Source organism: Iodobacter ciconiae (assembly GCF_003952345.1).
Taxonomy (GTDB): Bacteria; Pseudomonadota; Gammaproteobacteria; order Burkholderiales; family Chitinibacteraceae; genus Iodobacter; species Iodobacter ciconiae.
The window spans coordinates 727,791-750,675 of sequence record NZ_CP034433.1 but is presented as its reverse complement, the minus strand read 5'-3'; the positions used below and the strand labels follow the sequence as shown (position 1 = coordinate 750,675).

At 45.9% G+C, this 22,885-nt stretch carries 21 protein-coding genes and 2 pseudogenes; 9 read left to right on the top strand and 14 right to left on the bottom strand.

Features of this window, described 5'->3' with window-relative positions:
• Window positions 1-18: 18 nt before the first annotated feature.
• The 7 genes from EJO50_RS03345 to EJO50_RS03315 form a co-directional block, all read right to left on the bottom strand.
• The gene (locus tag EJO50_RS03345) at window positions 19-504 is read right to left on the bottom strand and encodes a chemotaxis protein CheW (protein WP_125971586.1); all 486 of its coding nucleotides are present in this window, start codon (window positions 502-504) and stop codon (window positions 19-21) included.
• 37 nt (window positions 505-541) lie between these two features.
• Window positions 542-2,698 carry a chemotaxis protein CheW gene (locus EJO50_RS03340; RefSeq protein WP_125971585.1) on the bottom strand — a complete coding sequence of 719 codons (2,157 nt, stop codon included), beginning with the start codon at window positions 2,696-2,698 and terminating at the stop codon, window positions 542-544.
• Window positions 2,699-2,735: 37 nt separating this feature from the next.
• Window positions 2,736-3,101 (bottom strand): response regulator, encoded by a 366-nt coding sequence (locus tag EJO50_RS03335; protein ID WP_125971583.1) that lies wholly within the window; start codon window positions 3,099-3,101, stop codon window positions 2,736-2,738.
• Between the two features lie 116 nt (window positions 3,102-3,217).
• The gene (locus tag EJO50_RS17860; protein ID WP_308418408.1) at window positions 3,218-4,414 is read right to left on the bottom strand and encodes a methyl-accepting chemotaxis protein; all 1,197 of its coding nucleotides are present in this window, start codon (window positions 4,412-4,414) and stop codon (window positions 3,218-3,220) included.
• Window positions 4,415-4,670: 256 nt separating this feature from the next.
• On the bottom strand, window positions 4,671-6,392 hold the full coding sequence (locus tag EJO50_RS03325) for an ATP-binding SpoIIE family protein phosphatase (RefSeq protein ID WP_125971579.1): 1,722 nt from the start codon (window positions 6,390-6,392) through the stop codon (window positions 4,671-4,673).
• 8 nt (window positions 6,393-6,400) lie between these two features.
• Window positions 6,401-6,706 carry an STAS domain-containing protein gene (locus EJO50_RS03320; RefSeq protein ID WP_125971577.1) on the bottom strand — a complete coding sequence of 102 codons (306 nt, stop codon included), beginning with the start codon at window positions 6,704-6,706 and terminating at the stop codon, window positions 6,401-6,403.
• Window positions 6,707-6,791: 85 nt separating this feature from the next.
• Window positions 6,792-7,973, bottom strand: a complete 1,182-nt coding sequence (locus tag EJO50_RS03315; protein WP_125971576.1) for a sensor histidine kinase — start codon at window positions 7,971-7,973, stop codon at window positions 6,792-6,794.
• Window positions 7,974-8,211: 238 nt separating this feature from the next.
• Between EJO50_RS03315 and EJO50_RS03310 the strand changes: the two genes are divergently transcribed.
• The 6 genes and pseudogenes from EJO50_RS03310 (at window position 8,212) to EJO50_RS03285 (ending at window position 14,671) form a co-directional block, all read left to right on the top strand.
• Window positions 8,212-9,162 carry a chemotaxis protein gene (locus tag EJO50_RS03310; RefSeq protein WP_125971574.1) on the top strand — a complete coding sequence of 317 codons (951 nt, stop codon included), beginning with the start codon at window positions 8,212-8,214 and terminating at the stop codon, window positions 9,160-9,162.
• Window positions 9,163-9,195: 33 nt separating this feature from the next.
• A pseudogene (locus tag EJO50_RS03305) lies at window positions 9,196-10,133 on the top strand (chemotaxis protein).
• A 59-nt stretch (window positions 10,134-10,192) separates the two neighbouring features.
• Entirely contained in the window at window positions 10,193-10,582 is a 390-nt protein-coding gene (cheY, locus tag EJO50_RS03300; RefSeq protein WP_125971573.1) for a chemotaxis response regulator CheY, read from the top strand.
• A gap of 33 nt (window positions 10,583-10,615) precedes the next feature.
• Window positions 10,616-11,407, top strand: coding sequence for a protein phosphatase CheZ (gene cheZ / locus EJO50_RS03295; RefSeq protein WP_125971571.1), 792 nt, complete (start codon window positions 10,616-10,618; stop codon window positions 11,405-11,407).
• 16 nt (window positions 11,408-11,423) lie between these two features.
• A complete protein-coding gene (locus EJO50_RS03290; protein ID WP_233702164.1) occupies window positions 11,424-13,346 on the top strand; it encodes a chemotaxis protein CheA in 1,923 nt (640 codons plus the stop codon).
• 104 nt (window positions 13,347-13,450) lie between these two features.
• On the top strand, window positions 13,451-14,671 hold the full coding sequence (locus EJO50_RS03285) for an EAL and HDOD domain-containing protein (protein WP_125971568.1): 1,221 nt from the start codon (window positions 13,451-13,453) through the stop codon (window positions 14,669-14,671).
• A gap of 143 nt (window positions 14,672-14,814) precedes the next feature.
• On the opposite strand, the gene EJO50_RS03280 is transcribed toward EJO50_RS03285, so the two are convergent.
• A complete protein-coding gene (locus EJO50_RS03280) occupies window positions 14,815-15,855 on the bottom strand; it encodes an IS481 family transposase (protein WP_125971567.1) in 1,041 nt (346 codons plus the stop codon).
• A gap of 115 nt (window positions 15,856-15,970) precedes the next feature.
• Between EJO50_RS03280 and EJO50_RS17705 the strand changes: the two are divergent.
• Window positions 15,971-16,087 (top strand): annotated as a pseudogene (locus EJO50_RS17705) (IS3 family transposase); the annotation flags it as partial.
• A 72-nt stretch (window positions 16,088-16,159) separates the two neighbouring features.
• Here EJO50_RS17705 and adk read toward each other — a convergent pair.
• The 6 genes from adk to EJO50_RS03245 form a co-directional block, all read right to left on the bottom strand.
• Window positions 16,160-16,816, bottom strand: a complete 657-nt coding sequence (adk, locus tag EJO50_RS03270) for an adenylate kinase (RefSeq protein WP_125971565.1) — start codon at window positions 16,814-16,816, stop codon at window positions 16,160-16,162.
• A 26-nt stretch (window positions 16,817-16,842) separates the two neighbouring features.
• Window positions 16,843-17,613 (bottom strand): 3-deoxy-manno-octulosonate cytidylyltransferase, encoded by a 771-nt coding sequence (gene kdsB / locus EJO50_RS03265; protein ID WP_125971563.1) that lies wholly within the window; start codon window positions 17,611-17,613, stop codon window positions 16,843-16,845.
• Window positions 17,610-17,792: a Trm112 family protein gene (locus tag EJO50_RS03260; protein WP_125971561.1), complete on the bottom strand. Its 183-nt coding sequence runs from the start codon at window positions 17,790-17,792 to the stop codon at window positions 17,610-17,612. The genes kdsB and EJO50_RS03260 overlap by 4 nt, the downstream gene beginning before the upstream one ends.
• Window positions 17,793-17,863: 71 nt before the next feature.
• Window positions 17,864-18,829: a tetraacyldisaccharide 4'-kinase gene (gene lpxK / locus EJO50_RS03255; protein WP_125971560.1), complete on the bottom strand. Its 966-nt coding sequence runs from the start codon at window positions 18,827-18,829 to the stop codon at window positions 17,864-17,866.
• Between the two features lie 21 nt (window positions 18,830-18,850).
• A complete protein-coding gene (locus EJO50_RS03250) occupies window positions 18,851-19,273 on the bottom strand; it encodes an ExbD/TolR family protein (protein ID WP_125971558.1) in 423 nt (140 codons plus the stop codon).
• A 9-nt stretch (window positions 19,274-19,282) separates the two neighbouring features.
• On the bottom strand, window positions 19,283-19,891 hold the full coding sequence (locus EJO50_RS03245) for a MotA/TolQ/ExbB proton channel family protein (protein ID WP_125971556.1): 609 nt from the start codon (window positions 19,889-19,891) through the stop codon (window positions 19,283-19,285).
• Between the two features lie 511 nt (window positions 19,892-20,402).
• On the opposite strand from EJO50_RS03245, the gene xseA reads away from it, so the two are divergent.
• Window positions 20,403-21,758: an exodeoxyribonuclease VII large subunit gene (xseA, locus tag EJO50_RS03240; RefSeq protein WP_125971554.1), complete on the top strand. Its 1,356-nt coding sequence runs from the start codon at window positions 20,403-20,405 to the stop codon at window positions 21,756-21,758.
• A gap of 193 nt (window positions 21,759-21,951) precedes the next feature.
• A complete protein-coding gene (locus tag EJO50_RS03235) occupies window positions 21,952-22,881 on the top strand; it encodes a Nudix family hydrolase (RefSeq protein ID WP_125971552.1) in 930 nt (309 codons plus the stop codon).
• Window positions 22,882-22,885: the final 4 nt, after the last annotated feature.

Here is a 22,885-nt window from a genome sequence, read left to right as displayed (position 1 = left end):
TTCTCCTTAAATCATCGATTAAACTGTTCCGGCAACATGATCGACCAATGACATATCACTACTGGTCATTAATTTCTCAATATCAACGAGGATAATCATGCGCTCCTCTAAAGTGCCTAATCCCTGTATATAGGCAGTATCGAGAACCGCACCAAATTCCGGAGCCGGTTTAACGTGATTAGCCGCCAAAGTTAAAACATCAGAAACACCATCAACTACAATACCCACGGTTCGATTAGCCACATTAAGAATAATCACAACAGTGAAATGATCGTACATAATATTACCAAGGCCAAATTTAATTCTTAAATCAACAATGGGGACAATATTACCGCGCAAATTAATAACGCCTTTAATAAATGCAGGCACATTGGCAATACTTGTTACTGCATCATACCCGCGTATTTCCTGGACTTTAAGAATATCAATGCCATATTCCTCATTGCCCAATGCAAAAACCAGAATCTCACGAGCAGCATCCGGGTGATCTAAACCATTATCCATCTCCAGTCCTCTATTAAATAAATGAGATTAGAAATATTTAAGCAACAGCCCGGGTCAGGCCCTGACTAATATGCACCAGCTGAGCCACATCCAGAATAAATGCAACGTGCCCGTCTCCCATAATAGTGGCACCCGCAACCCCTGGTACTTTTCGATAATTTGTTTCCAGGTTTTTAACTACTACCTGATGTTGCCCCAATAAATCATCAACAAACATAGCTACTTTTTCACCCTCCGCTTCTAATATAATAACCAATCCTTCATGAAACTGAGTTACTTTGGGTGGTACATTAAAAATTTCATGTAATGCAATTAAAGGAAGATATTCGCCACGCACATTAATAACCCGCCCCTTACCCGCCATGGTTTTTACTTCATCAGGTCTTGGCTGCAAAGATTCAATAATAAAAGCAAGGGGAATTAAATAAATTTCTTCACCAACAGAAATTGACATTCCATCTAAAATAGCCAGAGTCAGTGGTAATCGAATACTCATTGTCGAACCAATTCCATACATCGAACTAATTTCAATTCTCCCCCCCATAGATTGAATATTCCGGCGAACAACATCCATCCCCACTCCGCGGCCAGATACATCTGTCACCTGTGCTGCGGTAGAAAAGCCCGCTTCAAAAATCAGCAGCCATACTTCGCTATCTGTCATTGAATCACTGACCGGAATATCGCGCTCACGCGCTTTAGCCAAAATACGTTCACGATTTAACCCTGCACCATCATCAGCAACCTCAATAACAATATTTCCGCCTTGATGAAATGCTCTTAATGTTAAAGTACCTGTCGGCGACTTACCCTTAGCAATGCGCTCATCAGGTAGTTCAATTCCATGATCCAGGCTATTTCTGACTAGATGCGTTAATGGATCAGATAATTTTTCAATAAATCCCTTATCTAATTCGGTGCTTTCACCTATCAGCTTTAATTCAATTTTTTTATTTAATTTTCCTGCCAAATCTCTGACTAAACGTGGGAATCGGCTAAAAACAAAAGAAATAGGCATCATACGAATCGACATAACCGATTCCTGTAACTCTCTGGTATTACGCTCCAGCTGCCCGACACCTGACAACATATTTTCATGAATGACCGGGTCAAGATTGAGTGCCGTCTGCACCAGCATCGATTGCGTAATAACAAGCTCTCCAACCAAATTCAAAAGCTGATCAACTTTCTCTACACTCACCCGAATCGAGGTATCTGCTGCCGGTGCCAAGGACTTTGCTACAGCCCCTGAAGTGACTTTAGATTTTGCCGCTTGCGGTTCAAGCTCTTCAACTTTAACTTCCATCGTTTGCACAAGTGCTGATGAAATAGCTGCTCCCGTCAAAACTTTAGGCCTCGGTTCGAAAAAGCCATAACCCTCTCCATCAGCCTCTATATCGGCAGGTGGTGGCGCACTCTCTGCAATATCTGTAAAAAAACCGTAGCCTTCTCCATCTTGCGAAGCAGAAGCCACAACCGGCTTGTCATCACTAAAAAAACCATAGCCTTCACCATCGCTGGGCTTGTCTCCCGACAACATATCCTGTGGCAGGGTAATCCGAATTCTTGAGTGCTCTATAGCAAAAGCCAAAGTATCGGTAATTTTTTGCGGCGATGCCTGTGTTATAACTTGATAAACCCAGTCATTTTCTGCTCCGCCCTCAATGCTGGAGCATAATTCTCCATAGCTCTCCAAGGCATGAACAATGGCCTGATGATCAAAGCTCTCACCGGCAGCAACCGTAATTAGCAGACCATCATGGCTATTTTTAATTGTATTTGCAGCGAGTAGCTCTTCAGCAACAGATTCATTAGCAAATTTTTCAAGCAAGCTGGTAATTTCTTTTGCTGCATCTAAATCGGCAGTGCTACCATCACGGTGAGCAGATAAAATATCTTGTAAAACATCACCGCTACGCAAAAACACATCAATCATATCCGCCCGAAGACCGAGCTCATTTTTACGAATTCTATCCAGCAGGTTTTCTAATATATGAGTTACCCCTGCTAAATCTGTAAAGCCAAAAGTGGCAGCTCCACCTTTAATTGAATGAGCTGCACGGAAAATAGCATTTAAATCTTCGCTGTCCGGCTCATCTAAACTGAGCTTGAGCAAAATGGATTCCATCGTGGCAAGATGTTCTGCAGCTTCATCAAAGAAAACCGCAATAAACTGGCTCATATCAATTGCCATACCCCCCCCCCTTTCAACGGCAAGCTAGGTTTTGCAGCTAACCGATCACTTTTCGTACCACTTCCAGTAATTTTTGAGGGTCAAATGGTTTAACAAGCCAACCTGTTGCTCCTGCCGTTTTTCCTTGCATTTTCATTGCATCACTGGATTCTGTTGTCAGCATCAGCATGGGGGTCGATTTATATTGCGGTGTCGCACGCAATGTTTTGATTAGCGTAAGTCCATCCATACCAGGCATATTCTGATCCGTTAAAATTAAGTCAACCTGAGTCTTCTTAGCCTGCTGAACACCTAAATTTCCATCACTGGCCTCGACAACATCGTAACCTGCACTTTTTAGAGTAAATACCACCATTTGCCGAATTGATGCAGAATCATCAACAGTCAGAATCTTTTTAGCCATATCCCCTCCAGCTATATATAAAGAGCCATACACTTATTAAAAAAATAAGCACTCAACTTTTTAAATAAAACCCATACAAAAACAGATATAACAAATGAGCTATTACCTTTTAATCATCAAAATAAATCTACACCCCCAGTGCTCATGCTTTCCTGTGCAACAGGATTACTATGCATTGCATCAGCAAGGATGAATGAGCGCTCTTCTAACTCTTGAAATTCAACAATTTTTTCATTCCAGGCCCGCGCCTGGTTTTTCTGATTTGCAATATAGTCATAAATTAACGCCAGTGCCTCCTGTATTTCTGACTGAGCAGCAACACGGCCTTTTGCATGTAATAAAATTTGATTCACCAAGTCTTGAAACTGCAAGCCCCTTACAGCATTAGAAACACCACTTTCAATCTGTACTGCAATTTTAGCTAATTCATTCACAACTGATTCAACATTTTTATTTATTTCACCAATGCTAAGCATTGTTTTTTCCACTTGCATTTTTGACTGCATTGATTTACTCATATCTTGAGAGGCTAATTTCATAATAGCCTTTTCAGCAATAGCTACTGAATCATAAATTTGCCTGATGTTGCCGCGAATTTGCCTGCTAAAGTGATTAGTGCGCATTGAAAGTGATCTAACTTCATCAGCAACCACGGCAAATCCACGACCGGCCTCACCCGCTCTAGCTGCTTCAATTGCAGCATTTAATGCCAGTAAATTAGTTTGCTGAACAATTGATTCAATCTCATTTAATACACCTAACACCTCTTCTACTACTTTCCCTACCTGCTCCATTTGATCCACCAGGCCCATGGCGGTGTAAGAATTAGCAACAATACTTTCCACAAAAATCTTTAAAATTTCAGATGTTTCTGTAACAAAACTTTCAAAACCAATAGTAGTTTCATCTGTGGTATGTTTAAACAATGATTCTGCCATTTCTTTTTGTAAGCGTGATTGATCAGCAATTTGAACAAAACCATTTAATAATGCCGGAATGGCATCAGCAAAAATTTCTATTGCACGTTTTATTTCATCATCTGCGACCTGCAATTGTGATGCCGAAAAAAGACACATATCTGATTGCTTCTGTGGTGAATCTCCCATATGCTGAAAATTTTGAAATAACCTCTCTTCTCTGTCGACTAAAGGAGCCTGTTTAGTAAATTTTAAAATCAGCAGCGGGCCCCAAGCTGCAACGAATCCACAAATAATTAATTGCCAGAAAGAAACATTAAACCATGCAATAACCAACATCACCACACTTACAATCAAGGCAAATAAAGTTAAAATAAGCATGGATTTTTTAGGCATAAAAAACCTCAGATTCAACATATATCATCAATAGTAAAATGCCTCCTGCTGCATTTAATAAAGATAGCTTATTTTGCTAAAATTGAAACCAAAACCATACCTGGCTGTAAATAAAAAAATGGGAATGAAAGATATTTAAAGTAAAAAATATAAATTAAGAATAAAAAACAAGGCAGCGTGCAATTTCATTGATTGCAGCTAAGTGAAAGCAGGCTTTACTTATAGAAAGGTAAATATAAAGGAGAGGGAAAACTAATTATACGGCTTTAGTACGGGGAATATAATAAGCAACGACTTCATTACCTGTGCCATGATATTGCGCAGAGGCGCAGAGTGATCTTACTAATGCAATTCCACGGCCAAAAGCCTGCTGATGATCCAGCCCGGAATCACCAATATAAAGCTGGGACCAATCAAAGCCAGGCCCGCTATCTTTTACTCTAATTCTTAAAACATCTTTACCTTCATGATGTAAGCCGGTTAAATCAATTTCAATTCGGCCTTCAGTTAACATCTCTAAACGGTTTGCACGTTCGCACAAATACTGCTCCATGCCATCCGCACCACGTTTCATTGCCGAGTTCAAACCTAATACACCATGATCAAGTGCATTTACAAACAACTCGGTCAAAATCAAAAAAACATCTGACTGGCTATACACAAGTGAGCGTACCCCTCCAATAAAATTCATCATGAAAGGAACAGTATTAATATGCCTGATTTCATCCACACCAAGAGCAACACTATACCGCCACGCACTTCCCCCAAGAGCTGCAAAAGTGGAGACATTAACCTCTTCCACTACCGGAGCCACCCGCTCCTTAGACAACGCTATCGGCCTGTCACCAAAGTAAGCCAGCACAAGGGAAATATCATCGTGATGAGCCTCTCCATCTAAAAAGAGCCCCAAATCACTTTTTGCATGATGCAGGCGCTGCTCAGCGGGCACTTCCGCCAGCACCCTAAGTAGGCGCCCCAGGCCATAATCCCCTTTTACCGAATGTCTGGCTTCAATCAGTCCATCTGAGTAAGCAACAAGACTTGCTGGCTCATTAAAATAATAACGGTCTGTCGTCACATCCATGGCATTTGTTGGCACAATACCCAGTGGCAAGTGTGAAGACTTCCAAATATGTTTCACCTCTCCATGAGGAGACATAACATGTACAGAAGGCATGCCTCCATTCCATACTTCAATGCAGCCCGCTGACTCATCAATCGAAATAAGCACCAGGGCAACAAAGCGCCCCACCGGTAAAACTTGCCTGACCTTATTATTCATCTCAATCAAAATATCCGAGATGGTGTAGCCTTTTTCAGTCATCGTGTAAAAAGGCTGAGTCAATGGCAAAACATTAAGCGCAGCGGTCAGCCCGTGACCAATACCATCAGCCAGCATCAAATATAAAGCCTGCCCGGGTGTTCTGGCGGCTGCAATCAAATCACCGGAGAGGCTTTCAGCAGGAGACAAATAGTACTCAAACTGGGGATCATAAAGTAACTCCGCATTAACCATCTGCTCCATCAGATGGCTGACTACACGTTTTTCTTCTTCTGCACGATCATAGTAATCAGCCAGCTTAAGGGATTGTTCTCTAACTTTTCGGTTCAACTCCAGAGTACGGCTAAAAGCCTTTAATTTAGCTTCCAGTACACGAAAATTAACAGGCTTGTTGATGTAATCATCCGCTCCCTGCTCAATCGCCTCGGCCAACTTATTTTCTTCACCCACACCAGTAACAAAAACAATCGGCACCCATGTTTCATGAGCCTCATGCTTGATTGCCACCGCGGCTTCCAAACCGGTCATGACGGGCATAATCATATCCATCAAAACCAAATCTGGTCTTTCGAGCCGCCAAATTTCCAGAGCCTCCAGCCCGTTGCGAGCCTGAATAGCCTTATGACCCAATGCCTCTACAAAACGAGAGATGAGTAAAAGCACAGATTCAGTATCATCAACAACCAGAATTTTCATTGCAAGCTTCAACGTATGATGAAAATCTTGCCAAAGCAGGCAATATCTAGCACCTGCTTGACCGAATCCCTACAATTGACAAGGGCTAAACTTTTACTGGCCGCACCAATTTTTTCCTTAAGTAATAACAGCATGCCTAGGGCGGAACTGTCCAAGTAGTTCACATTTTGAAAATCGATCAATACCTCTTTAATTCCAGGGTTACTAATCAGCGTTTCACAAACCTGGCGAAACTCACGGTGGGCGCTGAAATCGAACTGTCCGGAGAGGACTACACGGCCCACATCCCCTTCAATCTGCACAGTTGGCGTCATACAAACCTCAATTCCATGAAAGTTACATGTTTAAAATTACAACAAATAAATAAGATATGAGAAAGCTAAATAAGTACTCTTGCTTTCATACCTTAGTCGGGCAATACAAAACTGGCAACCGTATCGTAAACGAACTGCCGGTTCCAAGGTTGGAATTTACGCCAATCTCTCCGCCTAAGCGAGCCAGCAGATTACTGACAATAGCAAGCCCTAACCCTGTCCCCTCTTTTCTGGTGGTAAAAAAGGGTTCGAATAAACGCTCTTGCACCTCTAAAGACATGCCACAGCCATGATCCTCTACTTTCAGCTCAGCCATGTTTTCTTGTGCAGATAAATAAATGTTAATCACATCGCCTGACTTGGAAGCTAGCCTTGCATTATCAATCAGATTGGTGACACAACCCAAAAGCTCTTTATGATTCGCATTCACGACTAAACACTCATATTCTTCAGGCAAATTTAAAAAGCAACACATCCCTAAAGCCTGTAATTGCGGCGACATTAGCTGCTGAGCCTCCCGCAATAGCTCGGACAAAAGAACAGGCTCGGCCGGCACGTCATGCCCGCGCACAAAACTCAGCATATTCTGAATCAATGCCTCCAAATGCCTGAGACGTACTAAATTTTTTTGTCCAAATTTTTGCCGGTCAGTATCACTTAATGCAGGTTTGGTGAGGTGTGTTGAATACAATAAAGCCGTAGCCAAAGGTGTGCGTAATTGGTGGGCCAATCCAGCAGCCATTTCTCCCATTGCCGCGAGCCGTTTGTGTTGCGTTAATGCACGCTGTAATTCCCAAGTATCACTAATATCGTGCACTAGCATGATTTTCCCAGACTCACCGAGCATATCGTTTACAACAATACTTAGCCGCCGCTCCCCCTTCGGTGATTGCGACAACCACAGGTCAGGCACATTTGCCGGAGATAAAAATGCACTGACGTATTCATGCCACACACAGCCTAACTCCAAACTTTGCATCATAACGTGCGCAGCAGGGTTAAATGCCACCACCACACCGTACTCATTTAATTCGACCACGCCGCCAGGCAATTGCTCCAGCAATAAGGACAAACGTCGAGATAATGCGGCTTTTTCATCCAACTCCCGGCGTAAATTGCCATTGGCAATTTCCAATTGGCCAGTTAATGAAACAACTTGCTGCTGCAAATCTGCGTAAGCAAGGCTAAGCTGATTCGATGCTTCAGTAAAAAGCGAAAAAGCACTTTCTAGCTCCCGAGGATCAATAGCCATTTTGGAATCAGGCATAATAACAACCTTTCTTGTTACTTTTTTGTTTTTACATTATAAAGTGACTAGACAGTTGAGCAAAATAATGATCTACCCATAAATACATAAACTCAGTCATAATATTAGTGAAAGTTTATTTAGTTCCTGTCTTACGGCTATAATCGCTTTTTTATTGTGTTTGTACAGCTGCTTCCTAAATGTTCCACCCCTACACACAGTCGGTTAAGAATACTTAAACGCAGCTTGGAGCCACTCCGTGTCTGACTTATTAAAAAATATTGATGCTCGTACAAAGCTTGCAGGTACCAACAAGCTAGAAATTCTGTTGTTTACTCTCGGGCAGGATGAGCGAACCGGCCGAAGAGAGAATTTCGCCATTAATGTCTTCAAAGTTCGTGAAGTCATGCGAACGCCTGACATTACTAAAGCGCCAGATATGCCCCCATCCATTGAAGGCATGGTCAGCTTACGTGGCACATTGGTCCCTGTCATTGATCTTGCACGTTATGCAGGTATAGCCACAGCAACGCGTCCGGAAATCATGATTGTTTCCGAGTACAACGGTCATACTCAAGGTTTCTTAGTTGAAGCGGTGGATACAATATTACGTCTGGACTGGTCGCAAATGCGTGTTCCCCCCGATATGCTAATGTCCCAGATGGGTGGGTTGGTTGTGGCAGTCACCGAGCTTGAAAACAACAAGCTTGTTATGATGATGGATGTTGAAAAAGTACTTGCAGAGTCCATTCCAGGCACGGACAAAATTGACCCCGATACCATCATTCAGGACAAAAGTCTCTCATCAAAAACCGTTTTCCTCGCTGATGACTCAGTCGTTGCCCGGCGGCAAATTGAAATGACACTTGACGCAATGAAAATCAAGCACATTTCAACCATCAATGGAAAACGTGCATGGGATGAATTGCAACGCATTGCTCAATCAGCAGATCTGCAAGGCAAAACAGTTAAAGACATGGTGCAGCTGGTTCTCACTGATGTGGAAATGCCAGAAATGGACGGCTACATGCTTACTAAACTAATTAAGAGCGATCCGCGTTTTTCCGGCATTCCAGTCCTGATGCATTCCTCATTATCCGGCGCTTCCAATCAAAAACTAGGACAGTCCGTTGGCGTTGATGGCTATGTTGCAAAATTTGAACCCCACCGATTATCTGAGGCGATCGCCAACTTCCTTCTCACCGAATGAGCAGGTTAACACGCAATATTAAGGAGGCCCTTCATGTCCAGTAATCAAACTAACTTGCTTGAAAGCATCGATGCCAGAACAAAACTGGCGGGCTCGAATAAAATGGAAATCCTGCTGTTCACCTTAGGCACTCGTGAAATATTCGGGATTAATGTATTTAAAGTGCGTGAAGTTTCACAAACACCAAAAATTACCAAAACACCTAATATGCCTTTAGGCGTAGAAGGCGTGCTTTCTTTGCGTGGTAATATCATTCCCGTGATAGCGCTGGCAAAATTTGTAGCTACACAAGAAACTCCCTCGGCAGATGCCACCAGCACAATGATTGTCACGGAGTTTTCCAAACATACTCAGGCATTCTTGGTTCACGAAGTAGATAGGATTATCCGAGTGGATTGGGACAAGGTACGGGCCCCCGAGACCATGTTAGCCGGTAATCAACAACTCATTACTGCATTAACCGAACTACCCGATGGCAAACTTGTTTCAATCTTAGATGTAGAGCAAATTTTAGCCAGCGTTATTGGCGAGCCCATCATCCCGGATCTGCAACGTGCCGCGATCAACCCCGAAACATTTATGTTTTTTGTGGATGATTCTATGGTTGCACGCAAGGAAATTATCAGCGTACTCGATAAAATCGGCGTGAAATATCACCAAGCCAATAATGGCCGGGAAGCTTGGGATAAATTACAAAATTTAGCGAATCGTGCCACACATGACGGTGAACGCCTGCGCGAAAAATTGAAAATGATCTTAGTTGATGCTGAAATGCCCGAGATGGATGGTTATGTTCTGACAAAATACATTAAATCTGACAATCGATTCCAAGGTATTCCATCGTCATGCATTCATCATTATCTTCAAATGCAAATAGAGCAATGGGGAGCAGTGTTGGTGTAGATGCATATGTAGCAAAATTCGACCCAGTTATTCTAGCCGACACAATCACCCCCTTACTGGTTGGTTAGTTTTAGTTCAATAAAAACAAGCCGTTTACACACCAAATGTAAGCGACATGGAGTAACACATGGCAGATAGTAACCTGCGTATTTTAGTAGTGGATGATTTTTCCACAATGCGCCGTATTGTGCGTAACCTTTTAAAAGAGCTAGGCTTTTCCAATGTTGACGAGGCCGAAGATGGGCAAGTTGCCTTGCATAAACTGAAAAATGGCTCTTTCGAATTTGTGGTTACAGACTGGAATATGCCAAATATGACAGGCATTGAACTGTTGCGCGCAATTCGTGCTGATGCACAGCTCAAGCACTTGCCCGTAATGATGGTGACAGCAGAAGCGAAAAAAGAAAATATCATCGAAGCGGCTACGGCAGGCGCCAACGGATACATAGTAAAACCATTCACAGCGGCTACATTGGATGAAAAACTGAAGAAAGTTTTCACCAATATGAGCAAGTAGAACAAGAACCTGACAGACGCACCGGAGGCGACTGTGAACGATCATGCACTAAATAGCGGAGATTCCGCGGACCTAGAAGCACTTTTCGATAGCATCGCTCATTCCAGCCAGGATAGTGAACCCACGGAGCCTGTGCTGGCTGCTGCTGCTCCTGTCGCAACCAGTGCTGCGCCTGCGCTGACTGCTGAAGAGCTCAATGATCCTGCCCGTGCAATGTTTGCACATATCGGGCACTTAACTCGAAAACTACATGACACACTCAAAGAACTCGGACTGGATAAATCACTAGAAAAAGCGGCGAATGATATACCCGATGCACGTGACCGCCTTTCCTACATCGCCACACTGACTGAACAAGCTGCAGATCGCACACTCAATGCTCTAGATGCTGCAAAACCTATACAGGATAAGATCAGCGACGACGCAAAAGCGCTGGGCGGACAGTGGGATAAGCTCTTAGCCAACCAGCTCTCCGTAGATGAGTTCAAAGCTCTAGTTGAAAAAACCCGCACACATTTAAATGAAACAGTTGTAGGTTCCGATCAGATCGGTAGCAAAATGCTGGAAATCATGATGGCTCAGGACTTCCAGGATCTAACTGGACAAGTCATCAAAAAAGTACTGGATATGTCCAAGCAAATGGAAGCTCATCTGATGGACTTCTTACTCATGTTTTCCCCTCAGGGTAGCGTAAAAATAGAAGGGCTCAGGCCGGATGAAGAATCGTCCCTTCTCAACGGCCCAGTTATCAACCCTGAAGGCCGGACAGACATCGTTACAAATCAGGGACAGGTTGATGATTTACTTGAAAGTCTAGGTTTCTAAGCAGCAATTAAATTGAATGAACGCAACCTTTGGGGAAGCGAAGATGAGCACTGACTTTGGCGGCATGGAAGATCTGCTGCAAGATTTTTTAACAGAAGCGTCTGAGCTCCTGTCAGAAGTCGACAACAAGCTAGTTGAGCTTGAAAAACGGCCTAATGATAAAAATCTTCTGAATGATATTTTCAGAGGCTTTCACACCATTAAGGGCGGTGCTGGCTTTTTAAATGTTGACGCAATGGTTCGCCTTTGCCACCGGACAGAAAACCTGTTTGACAAACTCCGCACTCTGGAGCTCGTCCTTACGCCGGAAATCATGGACACCATCATGGCCGCCACTGGTGTGGTTCGGGACATGTTTGGAGCTCTGGCAAAGGGCGCCCTGCCTAATAATGCCCCTGAAGAGCTAATTGCAGCCCTCGATGCTGTACTTGAGGGGCGACCTCTGGAAACAGCAGTAACGACGACTCCAACCCCAGCAGCCCCAGCAGCTGTCGTTCAGCATGCTGCAGAAGGCCCTGACTGGAACAACCTTTATAATGCCTTACTTGGCCAAGAAACCCTCCCTGGAGCAGCCATTGCTGCGCCTGTTAATGTCATACAGCATGAGCCTGCAGCCATGGAACAAGTTGTTTCTGACCCAATGAATAGCCTGAAACCCGCTCCTGTCGCCAAAACTGCAGTGGCCCCCGCAGCGGCGCCTCAACAACAAGCAGCTACTGCACCACAAGAAGCAACGATCCGCATTGATACCGTGCGACTGGATCAAGTACTCAATCTGTCTGGTGAAATTGGCCTAACCAAAAACCGCCTAACCACACTGCGCACCGATATCATGGCGGGCAAAATGGATGGCAACACCCTCAAAGCGATGGATGAGGCCATCAGCCAGCTTGATCTGCTTGTAGGCGATTTACAAAATGCGGTGATGAAGACCCGCATGCAACCCATCGGGCGCCTCTTCCAGAAATATCCCCGTTTGGCACGCGATTTGGCACGGCAACTGGGCAAAGATGTTGAACTGGTTATTTCGGGTGAAGAAACTGAACTTGATAAAACCATGCTTGAAGATTTAAACGATCCACTGGTTCACTTGGTTCGCAATGCAGTCGATCATGGCATAGAAACCATGGAAGATCGCAAGACCAGTGGAAAGCCAGCAAAAGCTATTGTTGAATTGTCCGCCACCCAGGTAGGCGATCATATTCTGATTTCAATTACTGACGATGGCCGTGGCATGCGCCCGGATGTGATCCGCAAAAAAGCCGTCGAAAAAGGCTTGATTGATATTGAAACCGCCAACAGTCTGGATGATAAACAAAGCCTGCAACTGATCTTTATGCCCGGTTTCTCGACTAAAGACCAAGTTTCCAGCGTCTCCGGCCGAGGGGTGGGGATGGATGTTGTGAAAACCAATATCCAGCGCCTAAATGGACGCATTGATATCCAGTCAATTGTCGGCGAGGGCTCACGCTTTACCATTTCTCTACCCCTCACACTGGCCATTCTCCCCGTGCTTGTAGTACGCGTGTGTGGTCAGCCTTTTGCTGTGCCACTTGCCATGGTGCGGGAAATCATCCCGATTCGCCATGAGCAAATTCAAGAGGTATCTGGGCGTGCTACGATTGTTGTACGCGATGAAATTCTGTCTGTCCGCTCTTTAGCCAGCCTGCTTGGTTGGGACGAAGTACAACTTCCTCAATTTGGTGTTCTGATGCAATCCGCAGAGCATTCATTTATTCTGGCCGTAGATAGCTTTATTGGCCGGGACGATGTAGTCATCAAACCACTACAAAACATTCGCCCCAAAGGTGTTGCGGGTGCAACGCTATCTGGTGACGGCTCTGTTGTGCTTGTGCTCGATATGGAAGACTTGTTGGGGGCTGTCGATGCAGACAACGCGGCTATCCGCACTTCTCGTTTCCTTGAAAAAACGCTTTAATCTTTCATTAAATACTCGGGATATGCACATGTCCCGAGTGCAATCTGATACTATTTTCCGATGCGAATGCCAACTCGACATCGCGCACAGGGTATTTCAAAAATATGACGCAAGACCACGCATTTATCGGCAGACAACCCATCCTTAACCGCCAGCAAGAAATTATTGGCTACGAGCTATTATTTCGACTCAATAAAGAAGCAATCACCGCTAATTTCTCCAGTGATATGCAAGCTGGCACCAATGTACTGGTCAATACCCTAAGCAATATGGGAACAGATTGGCTGGTTGGTAATAAACTGGCCTTTATTAACGTTGCAGAATCCATGCTCGAAAGTAATTTTCTTGAGCTACTTCACCCAGAGCGCGTTATTTTAGAAGTAGTTGAAACTACTGAAGCCACGCCACAATTACTTTCACGCCTGCAAAACCTTAAAGACCTTGGCTTTTCAATTGCACTTGATGACTTTGTTCTCACTCCGCAAACAGCACCTTTTCTTGAATTTGCTGATTATATCAAGCTTGATATTCAGCTATTAGGTATGACTCAGGTCCCGGCCCTATCTAAAGAATTACGTTGTTCCAAAGCACTGCAGGTTGCAGAAAAAGTAGAAACAAAAGAAGAATTCAAACACTGCATGGAATTGGGCTTTGAATGCTTCCAGGGCTATTACTTCGCCCACCCGGAAACACTTGCCGCAAAAGTCATTAATCCAAGCTACGCCAATATTCTAAATTTATTGAATATGCTGCGTAACAATGCCGAATTAAAAGATATAGAAAACGCCCTCAAACGAGACGTAGCTTTATCATTCAAATTACTGCGTTACATTAACTCAGTTGGATTTGGCCTATCGTGCGAGATTCAGTCTTTCCGCCATGCCGTCACAATACTGGGTTATCAAAAACTTTATCGCTGGCTCACCCTGCTATTAGTAACTGCCGGTGCGGATAACAGCTCACCTCCCGCATTACTTAAAACGGCAATTACTCGTGGCCGCTTAGTTGAGTTACTCGGTGCCCATTTGCTTGATGGGCAAGACAGGGACAACCTCTTTATTGTTGGTGTATTTTCCTTACTGGATGTATTGCTTGATATGCCAATGGAAAGAATCTTGGAAACACTGATTCTGCCTGAAAATGTTAGCGATGCGCTCATGACCAGAACAGGGATTTACGGGCCATTTCTAGCCCTTGCTGAGGCCTGCGAAGATCCAGACATGTCAGAGGTTCCCTTCCTTTGTGAGCAGCTGCATCTTACCCCGGATATGCTGAACCGCTCCCATGTGCAAGCACTTAAATGGGTTGAGGATTTAGGCGTATAACTATACCAAGCACTAAAAAAGCCGCGAAATTTGAACTTCACCCCAAAAGTTGGACACTCGTCCATATTTTTGGGGTGTTTTTATGTGTAGAAGTTCAGACCTGATCTGACAGTCCCCATTTTGATTGGTGCCGGATTGTCAGATCAGTTTAGATTGTCGACCTTCTCCTTCCAGAGCGATTTGCCTTCTAACAACGTCTGCAGCGGTGTCCTGCCGCAGCACATTTCCCCTTGATGCGTACGTTGGTGGTTGTAGTAGTCCGGCCATGCGTCCAGATCCGTTTGCAGCTCGTCCAGTGACTGATACAGCTTACGCCTGAAGGGCACTTGGTAAAACTCTTGCAGAATCGTTTTATGGACGCGCTCGCAAATGCCGCTCGTTTGTGGATGCCGCACTTTAGTTTTGGTGTGCTCAATCTCATTGATAGCCAAATACAGCTGGTAATCATGTGTTTCGGCTTTGCCGCAATACTCCGTGCCACAGTCGGTCAGAATGCGCAGCATCCCCATTTCTTGTTCGGCAAAGAACGGCAGTACCCGGTCATGGAGTAAATCAGCCGCTGTGATTGGCGTCTTAGTCGTATACAGCTTGGCAAAGGCCACTTTGCTATAGGTATCGACAAAGGTTTGTTGGTAAATGCGCCCCACACCTTTGATCGTACCGACATAAAACATGTCTTGCGAGCCCAAATAACCAGGATGAGCCGTGTCAATTTCACCCTGTGCGACATCGTCATCCTGCTTGCGCTCCAGTGCCGCAACTTGAGCCTCACTCAGTATGATTTGCTGTTCGGCAACCTGCTTCTCCAGTGCCTGCAACCGCTGTTTGAACGACGCCAAATCATGTCTGAGCCAAATTGAACGCACACCAGAGGCAGAGACAAAAACACCGCGCAACCGCAGTTCGTTGCTGGTGCGTACTTGTCCATGGGCGGGTTGCTCAGTGGCATAGGCAATGACGGCGGATTCTATTGCCTCATCGACTCGGTTCTTGGGATTGGGTTTGCGGCGATTGGAGTCGAAGAGTGCTTCGACGCCACCGTCTTCAACCGCATGTTGATAGCGATAAAAGGTATCGCGCGACAGTCCCATCATTTTGCAGACTTTGGATACGTTGCCCAGTTCGGTAGCGAGATTAAGCAGGCCGATTTTGTGCTTGATGAAGTTTTGGTTTAGATTAGCCATGGGGTTACTCCTGCGCTTGCGCGCTGTTTTGAATAAAGATTCGCACCTCTATCAAAACGGGTAACCCCACCTGCTGGCAAGACCTACTGCCAGATCAAGTCTGAACTTCTACACTGAGCAACTGGAGCAAGGCCTCGTGGATTACATCCATTACTATAACCACAACCGAATCAAGTTGAAGTTAAAAGGGCTGAGTCCTGCGCAATACAGAACCCAGCCCTTGAGTACCTAGTTTTTAAACTATCCAACTTATTGGGGCCAGTTCATTTTTCGCGGCTTTTTTAGTGCTTGGCATTAAGCCTTATCACTCACCCAGAGCAGCAAAGAGCTGATCACGAATGGCTTCAACTTGCCCTACACCATTAACTTTAACGTATTTAGGTGCAGTTGCATCACCGTTTGCAGCCATTTCACCATAATAACCAACCAGTACTTCAGTTTGCTCGTGATAAACCGATAAACGCTTTTTAACAGTTTCTTCTTCATCATCAGCACGTTGAATCAGTGCCTCTCCTGTTATATCGTCTACCCCTTCAACCTTAGGCGGGTTGAATTTTACATGGTAAGTACGACCTGAAGCCATATGTACACGACGGCCAGCCATACGATCTACAATCGCTTCATCGGGCACATCGATCTCTACAACATAATCAATGACTACGCCAGCTTCCTTCATCGCATCTGCTTGTGGCACCGTGCGTGGAAAACCATCAAACAAGAAGCCATTAGCACAATCAGCATGAGTAATACGCTCTTTCACCAAACCAATAATGATGTCATCACGTACCAAACCACCTGCATCCATGATGGATTTTGCTTCCAGACCCAGCGGAGTGCCTGCTTTTACAGCGGCACGCAGCATATCACCGGTAGAAATTTGTGGGATATTGTATTTTTCTTTGATGTAAGTTGCTTGCGTGCCCTTACCGGCGCCTGGTGCACCCAGAAGAATTAATCTCATTATTATTCCCTAGTGGTTAATGTTTTTTAGATTTTGGTTAAGCGGGCAAAAGCATCACGTACACGCGCCAGATCTTCGGGGGTATCGACACCCGCGAGTGGAACATCAGCTGAAGTATGTACACCAATGGTGTAACCATGCCACAGCACACGCAGTTGTTCCAGTGCTTCGATAGATTCGATGCAAGATGGCGACAGTTTTTGGTAAGTACGTAAAAACTCTGCACGATAGCCATAAATACCAATATGGCGTAATGCTATAAGCCCAGCAGGTAAAGCAGATTGATCCTGCATGAAAGCATCACGGGGCCAGGGAATAGCAGCACGGCTAAAATACATAGCCCGCTGCTTTGCATCTAAGACCACTTTCACAACATTCGAATTCAGAAAATCAGCTTGATCGCTAATGGCATGGCAAGCCGTCGACATGGACAGACTGCGGTCAGCAATAAGTTTAGCTGCCACGGCATCGATCAAAGAGGGGTCAATCAGCGGCTCATCACCTTGCACATTCACAACTATCGCATCATCAGGCAGACCCAAATGCTCAACTGCCTCGGCCAGGCGATCCGTTCCGCTAGGATGATTGCTACGCGTTAAAATAGCAGCATAGCCAGCGGCCTCTACCACAGACTTGATCTGCTCATCATCAGTGGCAACGCAAACCTGGTTCGCCGAAGATTTAAGCGCTTGTTCAATCACCCGTACAATCATCGGCTTACCACCAATATCAGCCAGAGGCTTATTCGGCAAACGGGTAGATTTAAGCCGCGCAGGAATAAGCGCTACGAAACTCACTGCACTTCTTCCGCAGAATCAAGTTCACGAGCCTCTGTCTGCAACATGACAGGAATGCCATCTTTAATGGCAAAAGCCAAGCGATCTACTTTACAAATCAGCTCTTGGGCGCTTTTTTCATAAACCAGTGGCCCCTTACAAGCCGGGCACACTAGAATTTCCAATAACTTTGTATCCATTATTTTCTCACTCAATTTAATCTATTCATCAGCTAACGCTCCCCAAGCTTTGCATCTACCAAAGGCTGACGCTAAAGCTCAGTTATTTTGGCATCCAGCCACGCAGCCAGATCAGGTGCCAGTGCCGCACTTACGGGCAAAACCCATATTCTAACATCTGCGAGCACAGCGAGTTTTACCGCATCTTTTTCAGTCACCACAATAATGTCAGCATCAGGCAAATCGGCGGCACTAAACACATGATGGTCAGCAAAAGCATGCCTGCTAAACACTAAACCCAAAGCATGAAGAGTGGTAAAAAAACGCTCCGGGTTACCAATACCACAGACAGCAGCCACCCGCAAACCTTGCCACTCAAGCCGATCGGCATTCACCGGTGAATAAAAAAAACCGGGCTGTAAGGACATTTGAAATAAAAATGGGTGGTTTACCGAATCATCACGGCCATTCACAATCACCGCATCAACGGTGTTTAGCCTGGATACAGGCTCGCGCAACGGCCCTGCAGGAATCAAAGCACCATTACCAAAGCCACGCTCACCATCAATCACACATAGCTCTATATCACGCTGTAAACGATAGTGCTGCAGCCCATCATCACAGAGCAAGATATCCACATCAGGACATGCAGACAGCAGAGCCAGGCCTGCTGCTGCGCGATCTTTACATACATACACAGGCACACCCGAGCGAGCGAGCAAAATAGGCTCGTCTCCACAAAAACCGGGGTCGCTATCGCTCATGACACAAAATGGCTGCAGTGCCTTACCACCATAACCACGAGACACAATACCGGGACGATAGCCAAGTAATTGCAATTGCCTGGTCAAATAAAGCGTAAGCGGCGTTTTACCTGTCCCGCCCGCTGTTATATTGCCAATCATAACCACCGGAACAGGCAGGCGCACACTTTCTTTTAGGCCCGAACGAAACAAAGCACGCCTAAGCGTGCTCAAACCGGCAAAAAGCCAGGCCAGCGGTCTAAGCAAAAAAGCCAGGGGGTGGCGGGACGTATACCAAATCCGATCAATTAACATCCCCCCTCCCGAGCCCCCTGCTTACTTGGCATTCGTTTGCGTAGCAAAGGTCAGCTTGCCATAGCCGGCCAGGCGCGCAGCCTCCATCACATTAACCACACTCTGATGAGCACTTTGTGCATCAGCATTAACGATGACCATCGGGTCCTGCGTTTCGCCTGCGGCACGACGAAGCAGCAGGGCAAAATCATCTGCCGTACTAAATGTAGCCGCATTACCATTAACGCTATACTGACCATTTGCCGAGATAGCCACGTTGATTGGCTTAGGCTGATTCTCTGCAGTTTTCTCAGCATCAGCAGTTGGCAGGGTAATTTTCAACTCGGCAAACTTGGAATACGTTGTCGTGGCCATCAAAAAAATCAGAATAACCAACAGCACGTCAATCAACGGCACAAAGTTAATTTCTGGCTCTTCCCGGTTACGGCCTTTACGAAAATTCATGACATACCCTTAATTTCGATCACCGTGCACAATTTCAACCAGCTTCACGGCCTGCTGCTCCATTTCGACCAGGTAGCTATCAACTTTCGAGCGGAAAAATCGGTAGAAAATCAAGGCAGGCACAGCCACTATAATCCCGAAGGCTGTATTGTAAAGAGCAACGGAAATACCATGCGCCAAAGCAGCGGGATTAGCAGCACCTGTTGGCGCTTGCGAGCCAAAAATTTCGATCATACCGATCACAGTACCAAACAGACCCAACAGGGGTGTTACAGCAGCTAACGTGCCCAACATCGGTAAATAGCGCTCCAGCTCGTGTGAAACCGAGCTGCCTACTTCTTCAATGGACTCTTTCATAATTTCACGAGAACTGCGCACATTTTTCAAACCGGCTGACAATACACGCCCCAAAGGACTGCTACTTGAAAGCTTCGCCAGCATTTCTGCGCTGACACCACGACTGCGATACTCTTGTACAACACTCGCCAGCAAACCTTTTGGCAGGATCTGACTTTGACGCAGTGTTAACATGCGCTCGATGATGATGGTAACGGTGGCAATAGAAGCGGCAATAATCAGCCAGATCGGCCAGCCGGCCGCTTCAATAATAGCAAGCATGATAGTTTAATCCTGAGAAGCGATTAGAAGCGCGTCACTTTAACGGGAATCAAGAGCTGGGGGAAGCGCCATACTCAAGAGTAAAAAGCCAACCAGTCCTGTCACCTTAAAACAAGCGGCCCCTGATGGTGAGTAAAAAAGACCATTATACGAGTGAACAGAACTTTAAATCTTACAAAAACAGCAACCCGGCCCGGCCCGCAAAAAAACAAGAAGTGCATTTTACCAGCAGTCTACAAACAAGCAAAAGCAAAGCCTAAGCCTGTGATCCGAAATGACTTTTTATTTATTCATATACTGTGGATAACTTTGTTTACAAAATGCTTAAATAACGAGTCCACCTCTTTAAACAGGGCTTGTATACTCACCTGAGCAAGCTACACAATGATTCATTAATATACATTAAAATCAATAAGTTACACAACACTTCTCCACTACAACTCTCAATACCTAACGCAACTCGTTAGCCAGAGCCATTTTGTGGATTAAATAGAGCCGGATAGAGATCATCATGAGTTTGTCAAGTACAAATAGCGTCATTTTAACCGTCACAGAACTCAACCGCCGCGCCAAAACTCTACTGGAAAGTAGTTTTCCTTTGTTGTGGGTGGCAGGTGAAATTTCAAACTTCAAACGCTATGACTCTGGGCATTGTTACTTCAGCTTAAAAGATGGAAATGCCCAGGTAAGATGCGTGATGTTTAGAAACAAAGCTGCCTTAATCAATTTCCAGCCTCGTGAAGGGATGCAACTTGAAGCACGTGCGCTGGTTTCCCTATATGAGGCACGGGGTGACTTCCAACTGACCATTGAAGCACTACGACCAGCAGGGCTGGGCGCACTTTTTGCCGCCTACGAAAAACTCAAACAAAAACTGGAAAGTGAGGGTTTATTTGCAAGCGAGCATAAAAAAACACTCCCCGTTTTTCCGCAAGCAGTGGGTATTATCACCTCCCCCGCCGCCGCCGCACTTTCTGATGTAATCGCAGCACTAAAGCGCCGTATGCCCGGCCTGCCCATCATCCTTTATCCCTGCCCCGTGCAAGGGCTGGACGCCGCACCACAAATTGCCAGTGCCATCAAAAAAGCAAGCACGCGAAAAGAAGTCGATGTTCTTATCCTGTGCCGCGGAGGCGGAAGCCTGGAAGATTTATGGGCTTTCAATGAAGAAGTTGTTGCCCGTGCAATTGCAACCTGCACAATTCCCATCGTAAGTGGTGTAGGCCATGAAACCGACTTTAGCATTGCCGATTTTGTTGCTGACGTACGGGCTGCCACCCCCACTGCAGCAGCAGAATTGGTCAGCCCCAACCGTAGCGAATGGCAAACCAAACTTGCGCGCCAGCAAAGCCTTTTGCATCGGGCCGCTGAGCGCCAGCTACAAAGCAAGATGCAAAGCCTGGACGTCCTATCAAGACGTTTACAACATCCCGGAGAACGCTTACGCCAGCAAAAAAGTCACTTGCAAGCGCTAAGCCATCGCTTACATCTGGCACCGATTCGGGTACTGGAAAAAAACAATTACCGCCTTAAGCAGCTCTCACAAAGCCTGAATCATCTAAAACCAAGCCCCGAACGCCAGCAAGCACACTTGCAACGCCTATCCCATCAGTTTTTGCAGGCCATGCCCCGGCTGCTGGAACAACGCAAACAAAAACTGGCCATGCTGGCAGCCCGGCTTGAGCCATGGAACCCGCAAACCGTATTAGCCCGCGGTTACGCGCTTGTAAGCCGCCCTGATGGCCAGCTTGTCCGCCACGGGGCACAGCTCAGCCATGGCGAACCGCTATCACTGCAATTTGTAGATAGCGCCGTCGACGTTCGCGTAACTAAAGACTTGGGTACACAGGGAACGCTAGAAATTTAAGCGCCCTCTGCTTGGGGGGGCCCAAAGTCGCCCCGCTTTTACTGCACATACTGTTGGCTCCCTTCGACGAAAGAATCCAGAGCCAACAGATCCCGACACTTTCAATTTATAAGCCGCAGTATTCACGCCAAAGGGGAGCCAAGCCAAGTGTTGCTGTAAAATGCGCCAATCCAGGGCCAAATCTGAAAAAACTATGCGCAAAACAACTCATGTTGCAGCCGGTATTTTATTACGAGCCAATGGCTCGTTCCTGCTCGGCAGCCGGCCTGCAGGCAAACCCTATGCCGGTTACTGGGAATTTCCCGGAGGCAAGCTTGAAAGCGGCGAAAGCGAGCTGGACGCACTAAAGCGCGAATTAATCGAGGAAATGGGGGTTGAAATTATGTCCGCAACGCCTTGGATTGTACAAAATTTTGACTACCCCCATGCCAGTGTGCGCCTGTCTTTTTTCCGCATTAGCAACTGGAAAGGTGAAATCACCGCACATGAAGGCCAGGAATTTGCATGGCAGACTCCTGGCAAACTCAATGTTTCACCAATTCTGCCCGCCAATGGCCCAATTCTGCGTGGCTTGGCACTGCCTGATGTGATGACAATTTCCAATGTGGGCGAACTAGGGGAAACCGCCTTTTTAGAAATACTCGCAAAAAAGCAACCAAGCTGGCTGATTTTGCGCGAACCACAGCTCAATACTACGCAATACCGCTTACTGGCAGAAAAAGTACTGCATATTTGTAAAAACCAGCAAACCCGCCTGATGCTGCATAATGCCGCCGAACTTGCACTGGCTCTGGGTGCAGATGGCGTTCACCTCTCCGCACACAGCCTGCTCAAACTAGCCAAGCGACCTGCGCTCGATTGGGTTGGGGCATCCACCCACAACGCTGCCGAACTGGGTGCAGCCAGTGCACTCTCACTCGATTACGCCCTGCTTGGGCATATCAGCCCAACCCCTTCTCACCCCGATGCCGCACCGCTGGGCTGGAACAGCCTTGGTTCACTGCTAAAACAGGGCTGGCCGCTTCCTGTCTATGCTTTGGGCGGAATGAAACACAGCGATCTAGCCACCGCCATGCAGCACGGTGCTCACGGGATTGCTTTAATGCGCGCAGCTTGGACTTAAACCA